Genomic DNA, 18,331 nt, shown 5'->3' with positions numbered 1-18,331 from the left:
CCTTACCCGTTGCCGGAATGGCGAACTCCGGCACCAGGAAAGTCCTGTTGTACACCCCCGCCCCCCGCGCCCCGCATCACCGGGCCGCAGGTCAGGGCTGCCGGGAGCGGGCCTTGAACGCGGCCTTCCGCGCCTCCTTCGCCGCCTTCTTGTCCGGATGCAGCCGCCCCATGGCCTCCAGGACGTACGCGGTGGCCGGGTGCTCCACCCGCCACACCCGCTCGAAGAAGCCGGTGTGGTGCTCCGTCAGGCTCTGCATCAGCAGCGGCAGTTCCTCGGTTTCCCCGTCCGCCGCGAGCTGGGCCGCGATCGTGTCCACCGTCAGCCAGAACACCATCGTCTCGTCCGGGGCCGGTACGTCGGCCACCCCGTGCTCGGCGAGCCAGACCCGGGCGAGCCCGCCCAGCTCCGGGTCGTCCAGAACGGCGCGGAGCGCCGGCTCGGCCTCCCGCCCGGCCGGGGCGAGGGCCTGCTGGCAGCGCAGCCGGCGCAGCGGGGCGCCCTCGTCGTCACCGCGGGCGGCGGCCAGCAGCTCGGCGACGGCGGCCGGCAGCTCCCGCCCGGCCAGCCACTGCTCGATCTCGGCCTGCGCCCCGCTCTCCGGGTAGAAGGCGACGGCGTCGAGCAGGGTTTCCGCGCCCTTGTCGGCCAGTTCCCCGATGGCGGGGGCCTCGACCCCGGCCTCGAGCATCCGGGCGCGGACGCCGTACAGGCCGAGCGGGGTCAGCCGTACCATCCCGTACCGGGACACGTCCTCGTCGTCGTCCGCACCGAGTGCGCCGTCGGCGGCGGCCTCGGCGTCGGCGGATTCGTCCGCCTCGGCCATCAGCGCCTCGTCCACGGGCCGGTACTCGACCAGCCCGATGGGCTCCAGCTGCCGGAACTGGTCGTCGAGGCGCATCATCGCGTCCGACACCTGTTCCAGGACGGCGTCGGTCGGGTCGCCCATGTCGTCGGGCACGATCATCGACGCGGCCAGCACCGGCAGCGGCACCGGGCCGTCGCCCGCCCCGCCCTCGGAGACGGTGAGCAGGTAGAGGTTGGCGAGCACCCCGTCGAGGAAGTCCGCCTCTCGCTGGGGGTTCCAGTCGAGGCGGTCGAAGTCGATCTCGCCGCCCGCGTCCAGGGCGTCGACGAGGTCGTCCAGGTCGGGCACGGCCGCGTCCGCGAGGACGGTGTCCAGGGCGGCCAGCCACAGGTCGAGCACGTCGCCGGGCGCGCCGCCGGCCACCAGGGCGAGGTCCTCCCCGGGGGTTGCGGTGCCGTACTCGGGCTCGCCGCCCTCGGCGCCGTCGCCGCTGTCCTCCTCCGGCTCGGTCACGTCGACGAGGCCGGTGTCCACGGCCACCCGCCAGGCCTGGCTCGCGTACACGGGGGCGTCCTCGTCGGCGGCGTCGAGGCCGAGGGCCGCGACGGCCTCGGGCAGCTGGCCGGCGACGAGTTCACCGCCGACGTCGACGCGGGTGTCGGGTCCGGCCCAGCGGGCGAGGCGTACGGCGCGGGCGAACAGCGGGGCGACGAGGGCGTCGCGGGCCAGCTCCGCATCGGAGTGCAGCCGTACGGGCGGCAGCGTGGAGTGCGGCTCTGCGGACATGGGGTGGTTCTCCTCGGAGGGGACGCGCGGGGCGGTGGGGCGGGGCAAGGCGGTGAGCAGGGCAGTGGGGCAAGACGGCGGGGCAAAGCAGTGGGGCAAAGCGGTGGGGCGACGGCCGGGCGACGGGGTGCCGCCGCGGCTGTGGCCGAGGACACACGCGGACAGGCCGTCAGGCCCGGTGCGGCGACCCAGCGTAGACGTATTCCGGGCAGGCGCGGCGGCCATCGTCTTTGGTTCATCCCACAGTCAGCTGTCGTATTCCCTGGAAGCCTTGACAACTTCCCTGGTCACCCAGGAAATTGACGCGCGTAGATGTATAGGGGACGTCAAGTCCCCCCTCTTCCTCCTCCACACACCGGAGTTCCCGCCCATGCGCTCCTCGCATCCCCGTTCCGCCGCCGTCGCGGCCCTCGTCGCCACCGCGCTGGCCACCGGCCTGCTCGCGGGCACCGCCGACGCGGCCGAAGGCGCCGTGTCCGCCGATCCGATACGCATTCACGACATCCAGGGCACCACCCGGATATCCCCCCTGAACGGCAAGCCGGTCGCCGACGTCGCGGGCATCGTCACGGGCGTGCGCACCTACGGCTCGCGCGGCTTCTGGATCCAGGACCCGGACGCCGACGACAACGCCGCCACCAGCGAGGGCGTCTTCGTCTTCACCGGCTCCGCCCCGGCCGTCGCCGTCGGCGACGCCGTCAAGGTCTCCGGCACGGTCGGCGAGTACATCCCCGGCGGGGCGAACTCCGGCAACCAGTCCGTCACCCAGATCTCCAAGCCCACGGTGACGGTGGTCTCCTCCGGCAACGCGCTGCCCGCGGCCACCGCGATCACCGAGTACACCGTCCCGGCGCAGTACGCCCCGGCGGGCGACCCGGCCGCCGGCGGCAGCATCAACGGGCTGACCCTGGAGCCCTCGCGCTACGCCCTGGACCACTACGAGTCCCTCGAGGGCATGAACGTCCGCATCGGCACCTCGCGCGTGGTCGGCGCCACCGACCCGTACGCGGAGCTGTGGGTGACGGTGAAGGGCTGGGAGAACGCCGCCAAGCGCGGCGGCACGGTCTACGGCTCGTACGAGTCCCAGAACACCGGCCGCCTCCAGATCCAGCAGCTCGCGCCGCTCGCGCAGCAGCCCTTCCCGGTGGCCAACGTCGGCGACAAGCTGACCGGCACCACCGAGGGCCCGCTGGACTTCAACCAGTTCGGCGGCTACACGCTGGTGGCGCGCACGCTCGGCACGGTCAAGGCGGGCACCCTCGCCCCCGAGAAGACCAAGGCCCAGTCGCCCGGCGAGCTCGCGGTGGCCACGTACAACGTGGAGAACCTCGACCCGACCGACCCGCAGGAGAAGTTCGACAACCTCGCCAAGGCGGTCGTCGGCAACCTCGCCTCGCCCGACATCCTCGCCCTGGAGGAGATCCAGGACGACAACGGCGCCAAGAACGACGGCACCGTCTCGGCCGAGCAGACGCTGACGAAGTTCACGGACGCGATCAAGGCCGCGGGCGGTCCGGCGTACCAGTGGCGCTCCATCAGCCCGGAGAACAACAAGGACGGCGGCGAGCCCGGCGGCAACATCCGCCAGGTGTTCCTGTTCAACCCGGCGCGGGTCTCCTTCACCGAGCGCGCGGCGGGCGACGCGGCCACCGCGACCGGGGTGACGACGGAGAAGGGCAAGGCCGCCCTGACCCACTCCCCCGGCCGGATCGACCCGGCGAACCCGGCGTGGGCCGACAGCCGCAAGCCGCTGGCCGGCGAGTTCGTCTTCCGCGGCCGCACGGTCTTCGTGATCGCCAACCACTTCGGCTCCAAGGGCGGCGACGAGGGCCTGGCCTCGCACCACCAGCCGCCGGTGCGCAAGTCGGAGGAGAAGCGGCTCCTGCAGGCGCAGGCGCTGAACGGCTTCGTGAAGCAGCTGCTCGCGGTCGACAAGAACGCGTCCGTGCTCGCGGTCGGCGACATCAACGACTTCGAGTTCTCCGGGACCACGAAGGCGCTGGAGGACGGCGGGGCGCTGTACGCGGCGATCAAGTCGCTGCCGAAGGCGGAACGTTACTCCTACGTCTACCAGGGCAACGCGCAGGTGCTGGACCAGATCCTGACCAGCCCGTCGATCAAGAACTTCACCTACGACAGCGTGCACATCAACGCCGAGTTCTCCGCGCAGAACAGCGACCACGACCCGCAGGTGCTGCGCTTCCGCCCGTAGTCACGAACCCAGGAGGGCCCGGCCGCCGCCACGGTCTGGCCCTCCTGTCAGAATCCGGCCATGATCTTCCGTACCGCGACCCGCCAGGACCTGCCCGCCGTACTCGCCCTGCTGGCCGACGAGGAGCAGGTCCTGGACCCGGCCTCGGTCGTCGTCGGCGAGGCGCACGAGCGGGCCTTCGCCGCCATCGACGCGGACCCGCGCAACGAGGTGCTGGTCCTGGCGGACGGGGAGGCGGTCCTGGGCTGCCTCCAGCTGACGTACGTCCCCGGCCTGGGCCAGGACGGCCAGGAGCGGGCCCTGGTGGAGGCGGTACGCATCCGCGCGGACCGGCGGGGCGGGGGTCTGGGCGCGGAGTTGATGCGGCTGGCCGTCGAGCGGGCCCGCGCGCGGGGCTGCGGGCTGGTCCAGCTGACCAGCAACAAGCGGCGTGCCGCCGCGCACCGGTTCTACGAGCGCCTCGGCTTCGCACGCAGCCACGAGGGCTTCAAGCTGCTTCTTCGGCCGTAGCTGGTCCTTGCCGGGCGAGGTCGGGACTTTCGGCCCTGGCGTGACGCTGGACACACCGCTGCCAAAATCTGCCGGTTGTGGTGTTGAGTGTCTGCACGCCCGATCTTGCCCGCCTTGTACCGCCCGCACTCCCGGGAGGACCGCGTGTTCCCCTCCATCTCCCCCGCCCAGGAAATCGGGCTCGCCGTCCTGTTCACGGCGGCCCTCGTCTGGGTCCTCGGCCTCGGCCACATGCTGTGGAACAGCCGCTTCCACCACCCGGAGCCGGGCCCCCTCGAGAGCCTGCCGGTGATCCCGGCCCAGCGCACCGCGGCCGCGCACCCGATGGAGTCGGTGGAGCTGACGGAGGCGGAGCAGCAGGCCTTCGAGGGCCTGATCCGCAGGATCGCCCTGCCCTGACCCCCGGCCCGGCACAGCAGAGCACGACACGGCAGAGCATGACACGGCAGAGCACGACGCCCCTCACCCCCGCCGGGGGTGAGGGGCGTCGCCGTTACCGGCCCGTACGGGTCAGTTGTGGCTGTGCAGGACCTCGTTGAGGCCGCCCCAGTTCGCCTTGTACGGGCGGGCCTCGACGGCGCCGGTGACCGAGTTGCGGCGGAAGAGGATGTTGTCGGCGCCGGAGAGCTCCAGGGCCTTGACGACCTGGCCGTCCGGCAGGGTGACCCGGGTGCCGGCGGTGACGTAGAGGCCGGCCTCGACGACGCACTCGTTGCCCAGCGCGATGCCGATGCCCGCCTCGGCGCCGATCAGTGTGCGCTCGCCGATCGAGATGATCTGCTTGCCGCCGCCCGAGAGGGTGCCCATGGTGGACGCGCCGCCGCCGATGTCGGAGCCGTCGCCGACGACGACGCCCGCCGAGATGCGGCCCTCGACCATGGAGGTGCCGAGGGTGCCGGCGTTGAAGTTGACGAAGCCCTCGTGCATGACGGTGGTGCCCTCGGCGAGGTGCGCGCCGAGGCGGACGCGGTCCGCGTCGGCGATGCGCACGCCCTTGGGGGCGACGTAGTCGGTCATGCGGGGGAACTTGTCGATCGAGGTGACCTGGAGGTGCAGGCCCTCGGCGCGGGCGTTGAGCCGCACGGTCTCGACCTGGTCGACGGCGACCGGGCCCAGGGAGGTCCAGGCGACGTTGGTCAGCAGGCCGAAGACACCGTCCAGGTTCTGGCCGTGCGGCTTGACCAGGCGGTGGCTCAGCAGGTGCAGGCGCAGGTACGCGTCGTGCGCGTCCAGCGGCTTGTCCTCCAGGGAGGCGATGACGGTGCGGACGGCTACGACCTCGACCCCGCGGACCGCGTCCGAGCGGATGGCCTTGGCCGCGGCGGCGCCCAGCAGCTCCACGGCCTGCTCGGCGGTGAGGCGCTCGGTGCCGGCCGGGCCGGGCGCGTCGGCCAGCTCGGGGGCGGGGAACCAGGTGTCGAGGACGGTGCCGTCGGCGGTGATGGTGGCAAGTCCGGCGGCGACGGCGCCGGTGGTACGCGTAGCAGTCATGCCCGAAACCTAACCGGCGACGGCCCGAGGTCGCGAACCGGTCTCATGTGCCGGTCGCGCGGCGTGTCGCTCCGCGCGCCGCCCGGCGGCGCGCGCCTCCCCGCGGTGGCGGAGCAGCACCACCGCCCCGGCCCCGGCGGCCAGGGCGGCGCACAGCGGCCAGAGCAGCCCGGGGGCCGCCGCGTACAGGGCCCCGCCGGCGGGCGGGGCGAGGACGGTGCCGCTGACCGAGACCCCGGCGTACAGGCTCTGGAAGCGCCCGACGGCGTGCTCGGGGGCCTGGTCGGCGACGTACGCGGTGGCGGTGGTCTTGTAGAGGATCTCGCCGAGGCTGAGCAGCACCATCATGGCGACGGCGGTCGCCACTCCGGCGCCGAGCAGCAGCGCCGCGTACCCGGCGCCGACGAGCACCAGCCCGGTCCCGATGACCGCCAGCGGCGGCCGGGCGCGCAGGGCGATGGCGGCGGGCAGCTCCAGCAGCAGGATGACGGCCCCGTTGAGGGCGATGACCAGCCCGAAGGCGCGCACGTCGAGGCCGTGGTCGGCGAGGAAGACGGGGAAGGCGGAGTACTGCTGGCGGTAAACCACGTCCACGACCAGGATCGCGCCGAGCAGCACCAGCACGGAGGGCCGCGCCTTCAGGGCGGCCCACACCCCGCCGCGGCCCAGACCCCCGTCCGGGGCCGGGGCGGGGGTGCGGGAGGCGCCGCGCGCCGGGACGACGCGGGCGGTCCAGAAGGCGAAGAAGAGGGTGCCGAGGCCGTCGCCGACGAAGAGCCAGTCGTACGAGATCCCGGACGCGACCAGGGCCCCCAGCGGCGGGCCGAGGGTGAAGCCGCCGTTGGAGGCGCACCGGACGACGGCGAAGGCCTGGCGGCGTCCCCCCTCGGGCACGGTGACGGCCACCAGCGCCGAGTTCGCGGCCCGCACCACGCCGGCGGCGTACTGGACCAGCGGCAGGGCGGCGTACAGCAGCGGGGTGGGCGACAGCGGGAAGGCCGTCAGGAGGGCGCCGCCGAGGGCGGAGGCGGCGAGCAGCACCCGGCGGTGGCCGAAGCGGTCGCCGTACCAGCCGCCGGTGAAGTTGCCCGCGACCAGCCCGATGCCGCCGATGCCGGTGACCAGGCCCGCCTGGGCGGCGCCGAGGCCTCGCGGGCCGGTCAGGTAGAGGAAGACGAAGACGAAGGTGAAGCTGACGACGGCGTTGACGAAGACCCCCGCAGCCAGCAGCCACACAACCCTCGGTACGTCCTTGAACCCTTGCAGCACACCCGTGTCCCCCATGTCCGTTCCCGGCGAATCCCAGTGAGTTCCTTTTGGGAACGGACTATGTCAGCATGACAGCCTTGGGTCAACGGACAAAGGAGTTCCCATGGCCCAGCGCACGCACCTCGGCGACGCGGACTGCTCCATCGCCCAGGCCCTCGACGTCGTGGGCGACTGGTGGACGCTGCTGATCGTGCGGGACACCGCACGCGGCCTGTACCGCTTCGACGAGCTCCAGCGCGAGCTCGGGGTGTCCCGCAAGGTGCTCGCCGAGCGGCTGAAGCTGCTGGTCGAGGCCGGGGTGCTGACGCGCGAGCCGTACCAGGAGCGCCCGGTGCGGCACGAGTACCGGCTGACCCCGCGCGGGCGGGGGCTGCTGCCGGTCCTGGTGGCCCTCCAGGACTGGGGCGACACCTGGGTCCTGGGAGAGGGAGAGATGACGGCGACGACCGAGGAGTCCTCGAAGGAGGCCGTACGGGTCCACGCGCTGCGCGGCACCCGGCTGCCGGAGCTGCTGCTGCCGGACCGTTCCGGCGAGCTGCGCGACCCGGTGGCGGACACCCCCTTCACCGTCCTGTACTGCTTCCCCGGCGCGTACGCCCGGGCCGAGTCCTACCCGCCCGGCTGGGGCGGGATCCCGGGCGCGAAGGGCTGTACGTTCGAGTCGTGCACCTTCCGCGACCAGCTCGCGGAGTTCACCGCCGCCGGCGCCACCGTGCACGGGGTCTCCACGCAGCGGCCGGACGAGCAGCGGGAGTTCGCCGAGCAGGAGCGGCTGCGCTTCCCGCTCCTGTCGGACGCCGGGCTGGACCTGGTGACGGCCCTGCGGCTGCCGACGTTCCGCGCGGCGGGGGTGAGCCGGATCAAGCGGCTGACACTGGTCCTGGACCGGGACCGCACGGTGCGCGAGGTGATCTACCCGGTCCGGGACATCGAGGCGAGCGTGACGGCGGCCCTGGCGGCGGTACGCTCCGCGGGCTGAGCGAGGCGGGGCCGCAGGGCCCCCGCCCCAGACTCCCCCGGTGCCTCAGGACCCCGGCCGCAGCACCCGGGCGAGGACGTCACGGGCGTACGGCTCCTCGTACGCGGCGCCCGTCAGCAGCACCTGGAGGCTGATGCCGTCCATCACCGCCACCAGCGCCCGCGCCGTGACCGGGTCGGTGTGCTCCGCCAGCGCCCCGGCCACGGACTCGCACCACTCGGCGGCGACCGGCCGCAGCGCGGGCCGGCGCAGGGCGGCGAGGTAGAGCTCGTACTCCAGCTCCGCCCGCCCCCGGTCCACCGCCAGGGTCTCGCCCAGCAGCCGCGCCAGCGCACCCGCGAGGTCCTCGCCCTCGCGCACCGCGAGCGCGGGGGCGTAGGCCTCGTTCGCCTGGCGCAGGGCGGCGACCAGCAGGTCGTCCAGGGTCTTGAAGTGGTAGGTGGTCGAGCCCAGCGGCACGTCCGCCTCCGCCGCGACACTGCGATGGCTCAGCCCCGCGATCCCCTTGGCCCCCACCACCCGGATCGCGGCGTCGATGATCCGCTGCCGGCGCCCGGGGTCGTACCGGCGCACTCCGGCGGCCATCAGTGGGCCGCCCCGCCCAGGTTCAGCAGCACCACGCCGCCGATGACCAGCGCGATCCCGGCGATCTTCGCGGCGGTGGCCGCCTCGCCCAGGAACACCATGCCGATCGCGGCGATGGCGGCGGTGCCCACCCCGGCCCAGATCGCGTACGCGGTGCCCACCGACATCGACTTCAGGGTCTGCGCGAGCAGGGTGAAGGCGATGACGTAGCCCAGCAGCGTTCCCAGCGAGGGCCACAGCCGGGTGAAACCGTCGCTGTACTTCATCGCGGTGGTCCCGGCGACCTCGGCGGCTATGGCCGCGGCAAGCATGACGTAAGGCATGCGCACGAGAGTACGCACCGATGCGTACACATGTACACATGCAGACCCCGGGACACCCGCGCGCCGCGGGACTACGGTGTCCCCCTCAGGGGACAGGGGGCCGCTCATGGCGCAGCATTGGACCCACGCGGGCGGCGGCTGGCTGCCCCCGCAGCGACCCCGCCCCGGCGTGGTGCCGCTGCGCCCCCTGGGGCCCGGGGACATCCTCGCGGGCGCCGCCACCACCCTCGGCCGGTACGGCGGCCCGCTGTGCGGCGCGCTGCTCCTCGGCCAGCTGCTGGCCGGGCTCCTGGTCACCGCGGCGGCCGGCGCCGCCACCCTGGCGTCCCTCAGCCGCAGTTCCGGAAGCCGGGTCTTCGTCTGGACCCTCTTCCCCGCGGCGGCCCTGTTCCTGCTGTTCACCTGCGCGCTGGCCACCGCCCTGATCGCGGTGCTGCTGCGCCCGGCGGTGCTCGGCCGCGCCGTGACCGCGCCGGGGCTGCTGCGGGCGGCGCTGCCCCGGACCCCGGCCGTGCTCGGCGCGCAGCTGCTGGCCCTGCTGGCGGCGGCGGGCCCGGGCGCGGCAGCCGTCGCGGCCGGGCTGCCACCGCTGGTGCTGCTCCCGCTCGTCCCGGTCGCCGTGTGGCTCGGGGTGCTGTTCGCCCTGGCGCCCACCGCCGCCGGGTACGAGGGGCTGGGCCCCGTGGCGGCGCTGCGGCGCTCGGCCCGCCTGGTGCGGGGCGCGTGGTGGCGGACCCTCGGCGTCACGGCCTCGGCCGTGGCGTTCACCGGCTCGGCGGGGTACGCGCTCCAGGCGTGGTTCGGCCTCGCCGGGGCGCTGGCGGCGCTGGTACTGCTGCCGGCGTTCCCGCAGCTGCCCGCCGGGCTGCTGTACGTGGACCGGCGGATCCGCCGCGAGCACCTCGCCGAGACGCTCGCGTCGGAACCGGACCCGGACCCGAAGCCGGAGCCGGGCCCGAAGCCGGTCAGCCCAGCGTGAACCAGGCCGCGCGCGCCTTCTTCCACTCCGGGTGCGTCAGGTCCTTGGCCTCGGTGCCGTCGCCGTAGAGGTCGGCGGCGCCGTTGTCGGTGACCAGCTGCACCCGCGCCCCGGGGGCCGTCAGGTCCGGCACCTCCACGACGGCCTCCCAGCCGCCGGGGTCGGTGGTCGGCAGGTCGGCCCGCTTGACCGGGGCGTGGCCGGGGATCCCGTCCCACTGGTAGAGCGCGTAGGGGTCGGAGTTGTCGTCGGCCGCCCAGGAGCCGGCCAGGATCAGGTACTGGTCCTGCGCGTTCTTGCGGACGTCCCGGACGGCCAGCCCGCCCAGGTCCAGCTCGACGCCGGGCCCGAAGACCGCCCTGGCGCCGGTGGCCAGGACCTGGTCGAAGTTGGTGACCGGCACCAGCAGCGCCTTCCCGCCCGGCACGGCCGGGGCGAGCGGGGCGCGGAAGCCCAGGTAGGCGGTGGTGGTGGAACCGGGAGCGAACTCCAGCCCCTCCACGTTGAACCCGTCGATCTGCTTCGGCGCCTCGCCGGCCGCCGTGCCCGCCGCGAAGCCGTAGCGGCTGCCGTTCGCCGTGTCCCAGGCGACCAGGTCCTCGCGCAGGCCCTTGTAGTCGGCCTTGAAGGTGATCTCGGTGGCGGCGCCGGAGCCGGTGATCCGCGTGGTGAAGACGGTGTTCCGCTCGGCCTTGTACTTGCCGTCCTTGTTGTTGCCGAGCGAGCCCGTCCAGTAGACGGTGTCGCCGACCCGGGCGGCGGCCTCGATGTCCGCTTCCTTCTTCAGCCCGAGGGCGGGCCCGAGGTCCCAGGTCCTGACGGGGGCTCCGGAGCGGGAACGGTCGTACAGGCGCAGTACGTTGGACTCGTCGTCGGCCACCAGCGCGTAGCCGCCGCCCACGTCCACGGCGGCCGAGGCGTCGGAGGAGCCGGTCAGGTAGCGGGTGGAGGGGGCGCCCGACACCCGCGCCGAAGCCGCGTACGACAGGACGGCCGTGGCGGTCTTCCCGCCGCGTCCGGTGACCTTGAGGGTCAGGTCGGTGTAGCCCTGCTCGCGGGGGCGGACGGTCAGCTTGCGGTCCCAGTCCCGGGTGCGTTCCTGGCGTACGTCGGCCACGTCCGCGACGGCCGGGTTGCTGGAGGAGACCACCTCCAGCCGCAGGAAGCCGGTGGGGACCCCGGCCTGTGCCAGGTCCACCGTGACAGCCGGGTCGCCGAAGGCGCCCACCGCGCCGCTGAGGCGGGTGGCGGACAGGGTGATCGTCGGGTTGTCGTACCCCACCGCGTACGCGGGCGCGGTCAGCCCCGCGAGGAGCAGCGCCGCGGCCCCCGCGGCGCCCACGGCACCGCGGCGGCGTGCCGGTGAAATGCGAACGGTCACAGGTGGGGTCCTCTCGTCGTGCGCCGTCACCGTGTGACGGCCGTCGAGAAGATTCGGCCACCGTGGCCAACTCCCGGTGCACGTCACCCGTCGGCCCGGAGAACAGGGAGGGCCCCCGGCACGACCGTGCCGGGGGCCCTCACATGTACGCGTCGGTCAGACGTTGAAGCCGAGCGCGCGAAGCTGCTCACGACCGTCGTCCGTGATCTTGTCCGGGCCCCACGGGGGCATCCAGACCCAGTTGATGCGGAGTTCGTTGACGATGCCCTCCGTCGCCGACTTCGCCTGGTCCTCGATGACGTCCGTCAGCGGGCAGGCCGCCGAGGTCAGGGTCATGTCGAGGGTGGCGATGTTCGCGTCGTCGATGTGGATGCCGTAGATCAGGCCCAGGTTGACGACGTCGATGCCCAGCTCGGGGTCGACCACGTCGTAGAGGGCCTCGCGGACCTCTTCCTCGGTGGCCGGCTTGATCGACGCCTCGGGCGTCGCGTTCTCGGTCATGCCGTCTTCCTCTCCGCGTCGCCCAGCACCTGGGCGGTCGCGTCCTTCCACGCCATCCAGCTCAGCAGAGCACACTTCACGCGCGCCGGATACTTGGAGACGCCGGCGAACGCGACCGCGTCCTCCAGCACCTCCTCCATCTCCTCGTCGGGCTCTATCTTGCCCTTGGACTGCATCAGCTCCAGGAACACGCCCTGGATCTTCTGCGCCTCGGCAAGCTCCTTGCCGACGAGCAGCTCGTTCAGCACGGACGCGCTGGCCTGGCTGATGGAGCAGCCCTGGCCCTCGTAGGAGACGTCGGTGAGCGTCTCCCCGTCGTACTTCACGCGCAGCGTGATCTCGTCACCGCACGTCGGGTTGACGTGGTGCACCTCGGCGTCGCCGTCGCGCAGGCCACGCCCGTGCGGGTGCTTGTAGTGGTCCAGGATCAGCTCCTGGTACATCGAATCCAGCTTCACAGCGCCTCGTCCTCGTCAGCCGAAGAAGTTCCGTACGTGCTCCAGCCCGTCGATCAGCGCGTCGACATCGGCGGGAGAGGAGTACAGGTAGAAAGACGCTCGCGTCGTCGCCGGAATTCCGTAGCGCAGGCAAACGGGGCGCGCGCAGTGGTGTCCCACGCGGACCGCGATGCCCTGCTCGTCCAGCACCTGGCCGACGTCGTGCGGGTGGATGTCGCCGAGCACGAAGGAGATCGCCGCGCCGCGGTCCTCGGCCGTGGTGGGGCCGATGATCCGCAGGTCGGGCACCTCCGCGAGGCGCTTGATCGCGTACTCGGTGATCGCGTGCTCGTGAGCGGCGATCTTGTCCATGCCGATCGCGGTCAGGTAGTCCACGGCCGCACCGAGGCCGACGGCCTGGGCGATCGGGGGCGTACCCGCCTCGAACTTGTGGGGCGCCGGGGCGTACGTCGAGGCGTGCATCGACACGGTCTCGATCATCTCGCCGCCGCCGAGGAACGGGGGCAGGTCCTCCAGCAGCTCCTGGCGGCCCCAGAGGACGCCGATGCCGGTCGGGCCGCACATCTTGTGGCCGGTGAAGGCCACGAAGTCGGCGCCGAGCGCCTGCACGTCCAGCGGCATGTGCGGGGCGGCCTGGGAGGCGTCGATCAGCACCAGGGCGCCGACGTCCTGGGCGCGCCGGACGATCGCCTCGGTCGGGTTGACCGTGCCCATGATGTTGGAGACCAGCGTGAAGGAGACGATCTTCGTCTTCTCCGTGATGACCTCTTCGATGTTGGACAGGTCGAGCCGGCCGTCGTCGGTGAGGCCGAACCACTTCAGCTTCGCGCCGGTGCGCTGCGCGAGCAGCTGCCACGGCACGATGTTGGAGTGGTGCTCCATCTCCGTGATGGCGATCTCGGTGTCGCGGTCGACCCGGTAGGGCTCGTCCGCCCAGCCGAGCATGTTCGCGACCAGGTTGAGCGACTCCGAGGCGTTCTTGGTGAAGATCACCTCGTCGCGGCTCGGCGCGTTGATGAAGGCGGCGACCTTGTCGCGAGCGCCCTCGTACAGCGCCGTGGCCTCCTCGGCGAGCACGTGCACGCCACGGTGGACGTTGGCGTTGTGCTGCTCGTAGTACTCGTTCAGCGCGTCGAGCACCTGGCGCGGCTTCTGCGAGGTCGCCGCGTTGTCCAGGTAAACGATCTTCTTCCCGTCGTGGACCACACGATCCAGCAGGGGGAAGTCCTTGCGGATCGCCTCGATGTCGAGGAGGCCAGGCAGCTGTGTCACGCGGTCGCGCCACCCTTCGTGCTGTACGACTCGTAGCCTTCCGCCTCCAGCTTGTCGGCGAGCTCGGCACCGCCGGACTCGACGATGCGGCCTTCCGAGAAGACGTGGACGAAGTCGGGCTTGATGTAACGGAGGATGCGCGTGTAGTGCGTGATCAGCAGGGTGCCGACCTCGCCGGTCGCGCGGACGCGGTTGACGCCCTCGGAGACCTGGCGCAGGGCATCGACGTCCAGACCGGAGTCCGTCTCGTCGAGGATCGCGATCTTCGGCTTGAGGAGCTCCAGCTGGAGGATCTCGTGGCGCTTCTTCTCACCGCCGGAGAAGCCCTCGTTGACGTTGCGCTCGGCGAAGGCCGGGTCCATCTGGAGCTGCTCCATGGCGGACTTGACCTCCTTCACCCAGGTGCGCAGCTTGGGGGCCTCGCCGCGGATGGCCGTGGCGGAGGTCCGCAGGAAGTTGGAGACCGAGACGCCGGGGACCTCGACCGGGTACTGCATGGCGAGGAAGACGCCGGCGCGGGCGCGCTCGTCGACGGACATCTCCAGGACGTCTTCGCCGTCGAGGGTGACGGTGCCACCGGTGATCGTGTACTTCGGGTGCCCGGCCAGCGAGTACGCCAGCGTGGACTTGCCGGAGCCGTTCGGACCCATGATGGCGTGCGTCTCACCCTGCTTGACGGTGAGGTCGACGCCCTTGAGGATCTCGCGGGCGCCGTTCTCGGCCTCGACGGAGACGTGCAGGTCGTGGATTTCAAGCGTTGCCATGGATACCTCAGGACTCCTGGGTGAGGGAGACGAGCACGTCGTCCCCTTCGATCTTTACGGGGTAAACGGGTACGGGGCGGGTCGCGGGCAGACCGGACGGCTTGCCGGTGCGCAGGTCGAAGGACGACCCGTGCAGCCAGCACTCGATCATGCAGTCCTCGACCTCGCCCTCCGAGAGCGAGACGTTCGCGTGCGAGCAGATGTCGTTGATCGCGAACACCTCGCCCTCGGTGGAGACGATGGACACCGGCGTGCCGTCGAGCTCCACCCGCTTGGGGGTGTTCTCCTCCAGCTCGCTCAGCGCACAGGCCTTGAGGTAGGTCATCAGACCGCCGCCGACAGCTCGGCCTCGATCTTGGCGAGGAGGCGCTGCTCGATGTCCGCGACACCGATCTGCTGGACGAGCTCGGCGAAGAAGCCGCGCACGACCAGGCGGCGGGCCTCGTCGGCCGGGATGCCGCGGGACTGCAGGTAGAAGAGCTGCTCGTCGTCGAAACGGCCGGTGGCGGAGGCGTGGCCGGCGCCGACGATCTCGCCGGTCTCGATCTCCAGGTTCGGCACCGAGTCGACCCGCGCGCCGTCCGTGAGGACGAGGTTGCGGTTCATCTCGTAGGTGTCGGTGCCCTCGGCGGTCTTCTCGATGAGCACGTCACCGATCCAGACGGCGTGGGCGTCCTGGCCCTGGAGCGCGCCCTTGTAGACCACGTTCGACTTGCAGTGCGGGGCGTCGTGCGTGACCAGGAGGCGGTGCTCCTGGTGCTGGCCGGCGTCCGTGAAGTACAGGCCGAGCATCTCGGCCTCGCCGCCCGGGCCCGCGTAGCTGACGCGCGGGTGCAGGCGGACCAGGTCGCCGCCGAAGGTGACGACCACGGACTTGAGGCTCGCGTCGCGGCCGATCAGGGCGTTGTGCTGCGAGGTGTGGACGGCGGTGTCGTCCCAGTCCTGCACGGACACGAAGGTCACCTTGGCGCCGTCGCCGACGAGGATGTCGACGTTGGCGGCGCGCACGCCGTCACCGGTGTGGTCGATCACGATGATCGCCTCGGCGAACGGCTTGATGTCGAAGACGGTGTGACCGAAGGTCGTACCGCCCTCACCGTGCAGCGCGACGCGGATCGGCTCTTCGAGCACGGTCTCCTTGGGCACGGTGACGACCGTGGCCTTGGCGAACGAGGAGAACGCCTGCGCGGAGACCCGGTCGACGGGCGCGCCGGCCTTGCCGATCCGCTCGTCGTCGCGCTCGACGGACTCGACCGTCACGCCCTCGGGCGCGTCGATCTGGGCCTTCATGGTGCCGTTGGCGACCGCGGTGCCGTCGTGCAGACCCTTGAGGCGGGCCAGCGGGGTGAACCGCCACTCCTCCTCGCGGCCGTGCGGAACCGGGAAGTCGGCCACGTCGAAGGACGGGGGCGCGCTCATCCGGGTGGCGACGGTGGACTCGGCGGCCACCGCGATCGCGCCGGCGGTGGTGGAGCCCGCCGGAATGTTCTGAGCCTCAGCCATGGCTGTCGTCTTGCTCTCTTCCTTCGTCAAAGAATGTGCTGCGGACGGGGCGGTCGGGACTAACCGACCGAGCCCTCCATCTGCAGCTCGATCAGCCGGTTGAGCTCCAGCGCGTACTCCATCGGCAGCTCCTTCGCGATCGGCTCGACGAAGCCGCGCACGATCATGGCCATGGCCTCGAACTCGGTGAGGCCGCGCTGCATCAGGTAGAAGAGCTGGTCGTCGGAGACCTTGGAGACCGTGGCCTCGTGGCCCATGGAGACGTCGTCCTCGCGCACGTCCACGTAGGGGTACGTGTCCGAGCGGGAGATCGTGTCGACCAGGAGCGCGTCACACAGCACGTTGGACTTCGAGCCGTGGGCACCCTCGCCGATCTCGACCAGGCCTCGGTACGAGGTCCGGCCGCCGCCCCGGGCCACCGACTTGGAGACGATGTTCGAGGAGGTGTTCGGCGCCATGTGGACCATCTTGGAGCCGGCGTCCTGGTGCTGGCCCTCGCCCGCGAAGGCGATGGACAGGGTCTCGCCCTTGGCGTGCTCGCCCATCAGGTAGACGGCCGGGTACTTCATGGTGACCTTGGAACCGATGTTGCCGTCGATCCACTCCATGGTCGCGCCCTCGTACGCCACGGCGCGCTTGGTGACCAGGTTGTAGACGTTGTTCGACCAGTTCTGGATGGTCGTGTAGCGGCAGCGGCCGCCCTTCTTCACGATGATCTCGACCACGGCGCTGTGCAGCGAGTCCGAGGAGTAGATCGGGGCGGTGCAGCCCTCGACGTAGTGGACGTACGCGTCCTCGTCGACGATGATCAGCGTCCGCTCGAACTGGCCCATGTTCTCCGTGTTGATACGGAAGTAGGCCTGGAGCGGGATGTCGACCTTGACGCCCTTGGGGACGTAGATGAAGGAGCCACCGGACCACACGGCCGTGTTCAGCGAGGCGAACTTGTTGTCGCCGACCGGGATGACCGTGCCGAAGTACTCCTGGAAGAGCTCCGGGTGCTCCTTGAGCGCGGTGTCCGTGTCGAGGAAGATGACGCCCTGCTCCTCCAGGTCCTCGCGGATCTGGTGGTAGACGACCTCGGACTCGTACTGGGCCGCGACACCGGCGACGAGGCGCTGCTTCTCCGCCTCGGGGATGCCGAGCTTGTCGTACGTGTTCTTGATGTCCTCGGGCAGGTCCTCCCAGGAAGCGGCCTGCTTCTCGGTGGAACGCACGAAGTACTTGATGTTGTCGAAGTCGATGCCCGAGAGGTCGGAGCCCCAGTTCGGCATGGGCTTCTTGTCGAACAGCTTGAGACCCTTGAGGCGGAGCTTCAGCATCCACTCCGGCTCGGACTTCTTCGCCGAGATGTCGCGGACGACATCCTCGGACAGACCCCGCTTGGCAGCGGCGCCGGCCGCGTCGGAGTCGGCCCAGCCGTATTCGTAGGTGCCCAGGCCATCGAGCTCAGGGTGAGCAGTCTCCGTGGTCATGCGGGGTTCCTCCCGGCCGTACTTGCAGATACTGATGTGTCGGTCTGTGTGGCGCTCGCGCTACGCGGAATGAACGTGGTGCACACCCCGTCGCCGTGGGCGATCGTGGCGAGTCGCTGCACATGTGTCCCGAGCAGACGGGAGAAGACCTCGGTCTCCGCCTCGCAGAGCTGCGGGAACTGCTCGGCGACATGTGCGACCGGGCAGTGGTGCTGGCAGAGCTGTTCACCGCTGTGCGGACCGGGAGCGCTCTTCGCCGTAGCAGCGTACCCGTCCGCGGTCAACGCCCTGGCAAGGGCCTCCGTGCGGTCCGCCGGGGCGGCCGCGTCGACGGCTTCCCGGTAGCTCCGCGCCTGCGTCTCCATCCGGGACCGGGCGAAGGCGGCGACGGCCGCCTCTCCCTGCTCGCCTCCGCCGACGGACTGCGCGATCCAGCGCAGGGCGTCCGCGGCGAGCACGTCGTAGGACTGGTCGAAGGCGTCGCGGCCGCAGTCGGTCAGCGCGAAGACCTTGGCGGGCCGGCCCCGGGTGCGCGTGCCGTACACACGCTGCTCACGGGATGCGACCACGTCGTCGGTGACGAGCGTGTCGAGGTGGCGGCGGACGGCGGCCTGGGTGAGGCCTAGACGCTGCGCGAGGTCGGCGACGGTGGACGGACCGTGGTCCAGGATGGACCGCGCGACCCGGTTGCGGGTTGACCGCTCCCCGGTCGCGAGCTCCCCCTGGGGGGCCTCGCTCATCCGTTCGCCGTTTTTCACAACGCCATTGTTGCGTAATTAAGTGAGCCCCGACAAGCCGTGACGGAGGCCACGCCTGGTGGCCTCTATCACTAAGGGTTACCTTATTTATCTACGGAGAGTTATTCAGTAGACAGCATTCCGCTTTCTCTCCGGGCCCCGCCGGTGAACCAGCAGACGGAAAAGGTCACCGAAAGCCGCTGGGCCATCCAGGGCCGCCAGGCTGAAAAAGAGCCGCGTTCGCGACACGGTGCTCGAATTCGGCGGCCCCTCACCCCGCCCACCCCAGGACCAGGGC

Annotated in this window: 19 protein-coding genes; 5 read left to right on the top strand and 14 right to left on the bottom strand. The window is 71.4% G+C overall.

Translation table 11 applies throughout. The features are described from left to right. Window positions 1-91: 91 nt before the first annotated feature. Entirely contained in the window at window positions 92-1,594 is a 1,503-nt protein-coding gene (locus OOK34_RS21635; protein WP_267035506.1) for a hypothetical protein, read from the bottom strand. Window positions 1,595-1,964: 370 nt separating this feature from the next. On the opposite strand from OOK34_RS21635, the gene OOK34_RS21630 reads away from it, so the two are divergent. The 3 genes from OOK34_RS21630 to OOK34_RS21620 all read left to right on the top strand — a co-directional run bounded on the left by OOK34_RS21630 (window position 1,965) and on the right by OOK34_RS21620 (window position 4,715). Beyond that, the gene (locus OOK34_RS21630) at window positions 1,965-3,806 is read left to right on the top strand and encodes an endonuclease/exonuclease/phosphatase family protein (RefSeq protein WP_267035505.1); all 1,842 of its coding nucleotides are present in this window, start codon (window positions 1,965-1,967) and stop codon (window positions 3,804-3,806) included. 60 nt (window positions 3,807-3,866) lie between these two features. Then, entirely contained in the window at window positions 3,867-4,316 is a 450-nt protein-coding gene (locus tag OOK34_RS21625) for a GNAT family N-acetyltransferase (RefSeq protein WP_267035504.1), read from the top strand. Window positions 4,317-4,460: 144 nt separating this feature from the next. Further along, window positions 4,461-4,715, top strand: a complete 255-nt coding sequence (locus tag OOK34_RS21620) for a hypothetical protein (protein WP_267035503.1) — start codon at window positions 4,461-4,463, stop codon at window positions 4,713-4,715. 111 nt (window positions 4,716-4,826) lie between these two features. On the opposite strand, the gene dapD is transcribed toward OOK34_RS21620, so the two are convergent. Both dapD and OOK34_RS21610 read right to left on the bottom strand, forming a co-directional pair. Beyond that, window positions 4,827-5,807: a 2,3,4,5-tetrahydropyridine-2,6-dicarboxylate N-succinyltransferase gene (gene dapD / locus OOK34_RS21615; protein ID WP_267035502.1), complete on the bottom strand. Its 981-nt coding sequence runs from the start codon at window positions 5,805-5,807 to the stop codon at window positions 4,827-4,829. Between the two features lie 9 nt (window positions 5,808-5,816). Next, window positions 5,817-7,091 carry an MFS transporter gene (locus OOK34_RS21610; RefSeq protein ID WP_267035501.1) on the bottom strand — a complete coding sequence of 425 codons (1,275 nt, stop codon included), beginning with the start codon at window positions 7,089-7,091 and terminating at the stop codon, window positions 5,817-5,819. Window positions 7,092-7,179: 88 nt separating this feature from the next. Here OOK34_RS21610 and OOK34_RS21605 point away from each other — a divergent pair, with 88 nt between their 5' ends. Further along, window positions 7,180-8,055: a winged helix-turn-helix transcriptional regulator gene (locus tag OOK34_RS21605; RefSeq protein ID WP_267035500.1), complete on the top strand. Its 876-nt coding sequence runs from the start codon at window positions 7,180-7,182 to the stop codon at window positions 8,053-8,055. A 45-nt stretch (window positions 8,056-8,100) separates the two neighbouring features. On the opposite strand, the gene OOK34_RS21600 is transcribed toward OOK34_RS21605, so the two are convergent. Further along, window positions 8,101-8,640: a TetR/AcrR family transcriptional regulator gene (locus OOK34_RS21600; RefSeq protein WP_267035499.1), complete on the bottom strand. Its 540-nt coding sequence runs from the start codon at window positions 8,638-8,640 to the stop codon at window positions 8,101-8,103. Continuing rightward, window positions 8,640-8,963: a multidrug efflux SMR transporter gene (locus tag OOK34_RS21595; RefSeq protein ID WP_267035498.1), complete on the bottom strand. Its 324-nt coding sequence runs from the start codon at window positions 8,961-8,963 to the stop codon at window positions 8,640-8,642. Before OOK34_RS21595 ends, OOK34_RS21600 begins: the two co-directional genes overlap by 1 nt. A gap of 106 nt (window positions 8,964-9,069) precedes the next feature. Here OOK34_RS21595 and OOK34_RS21590 point away from each other — a divergent pair, with 106 nt between their 5' ends. Beyond that, window positions 9,070-9,942, top strand: a complete 873-nt coding sequence (locus tag OOK34_RS21590) for a hypothetical protein (RefSeq protein WP_267035497.1) — start codon at window positions 9,070-9,072, stop codon at window positions 9,940-9,942. Here the strand turns inward: OOK34_RS21590 and OOK34_RS21585 are convergent. From OOK34_RS21585 to OOK34_RS21545, 9 genes are all read right to left on the bottom strand, one after another. Next, entirely contained in the window at window positions 9,929-11,260 is a 1,332-nt protein-coding gene (locus OOK34_RS21585; RefSeq protein ID WP_267036855.1) for a hypothetical protein, read from the bottom strand. The two genes, OOK34_RS21590 and OOK34_RS21585, sit on opposite strands and share 14 nt — an antisense overlap. Before the next feature lie 219 nt (window positions 11,261-11,479). Then, window positions 11,480-11,824: a metal-sulfur cluster assembly factor gene (locus OOK34_RS21580; protein ID WP_007263433.1), complete on the bottom strand. Its 345-nt coding sequence runs from the start codon at window positions 11,822-11,824 to the stop codon at window positions 11,480-11,482. Continuing rightward, window positions 11,821-12,282, bottom strand: coding sequence for a Fe-S cluster assembly sulfur transfer protein SufU (sufU, locus tag OOK34_RS21575; RefSeq protein ID WP_267035496.1), 462 nt, complete (start codon window positions 12,280-12,282; stop codon window positions 11,821-11,823). The genes OOK34_RS21580 and sufU overlap by 4 nt, the downstream gene beginning before the upstream one ends. A gap of 15 nt (window positions 12,283-12,297) precedes the next feature. Then, entirely contained in the window at window positions 12,298-13,554 is a 1,257-nt protein-coding gene (locus OOK34_RS21570) for a cysteine desulfurase (RefSeq protein WP_267035495.1), read from the bottom strand. Next, the gene (gene sufC, locus OOK34_RS21565) at window positions 13,551-14,318 is read right to left on the bottom strand and encodes a Fe-S cluster assembly ATPase SufC (RefSeq protein ID WP_007263436.1); all 768 of its coding nucleotides are present in this window, start codon (window positions 14,316-14,318) and stop codon (window positions 13,551-13,553) included. The genes OOK34_RS21570 and sufC overlap by 4 nt, the downstream gene beginning before the upstream one ends. Window positions 14,319-14,325: 7 nt before the next feature. Beyond that, entirely contained in the window at window positions 14,326-14,643 is a 318-nt protein-coding gene (locus OOK34_RS21560) for a bifunctional 3-phenylpropionate/cinnamic acid dioxygenase ferredoxin subunit (protein ID WP_267035494.1), read from the bottom strand. Then, entirely contained in the window at window positions 14,643-15,821 is a 1,179-nt protein-coding gene (gene sufD / locus OOK34_RS21555; protein ID WP_267035493.1) for a Fe-S cluster assembly protein SufD, read from the bottom strand. Before sufD ends, OOK34_RS21560 begins: the two co-directional genes overlap by 1 nt. A gap of 59 nt (window positions 15,822-15,880) precedes the next feature. Further along, window positions 15,881-17,296 carry a Fe-S cluster assembly protein SufB gene (sufB, locus tag OOK34_RS21550; protein WP_267035492.1) on the bottom strand — a complete coding sequence of 472 codons (1,416 nt, stop codon included), beginning with the start codon at window positions 17,294-17,296 and terminating at the stop codon, window positions 15,881-15,883. Next, window positions 17,293-18,036, bottom strand: a complete 744-nt coding sequence (locus tag OOK34_RS21545; RefSeq protein ID WP_267035491.1) for a metalloregulator ArsR/SmtB family transcription factor — start codon at window positions 18,034-18,036, stop codon at window positions 17,293-17,295. Before OOK34_RS21545 ends, sufB begins: the two co-directional genes overlap by 4 nt. Between the last annotated feature and the right edge of the window lie 295 nt (window positions 18,037-18,331).

The sequence above is a fragment of the Streptomyces sp. NBC_00091 genome, assembly GCF_026343185.1.
Lineage (GTDB): Bacteria > Actinomycetota > Actinomycetes > Streptomycetales > Streptomycetaceae > Streptomyces.
The sequence above is the reverse complement of the archived record's forward strand: the minus strand, read 5'-3'. Positions and strand labels throughout refer to the sequence as shown.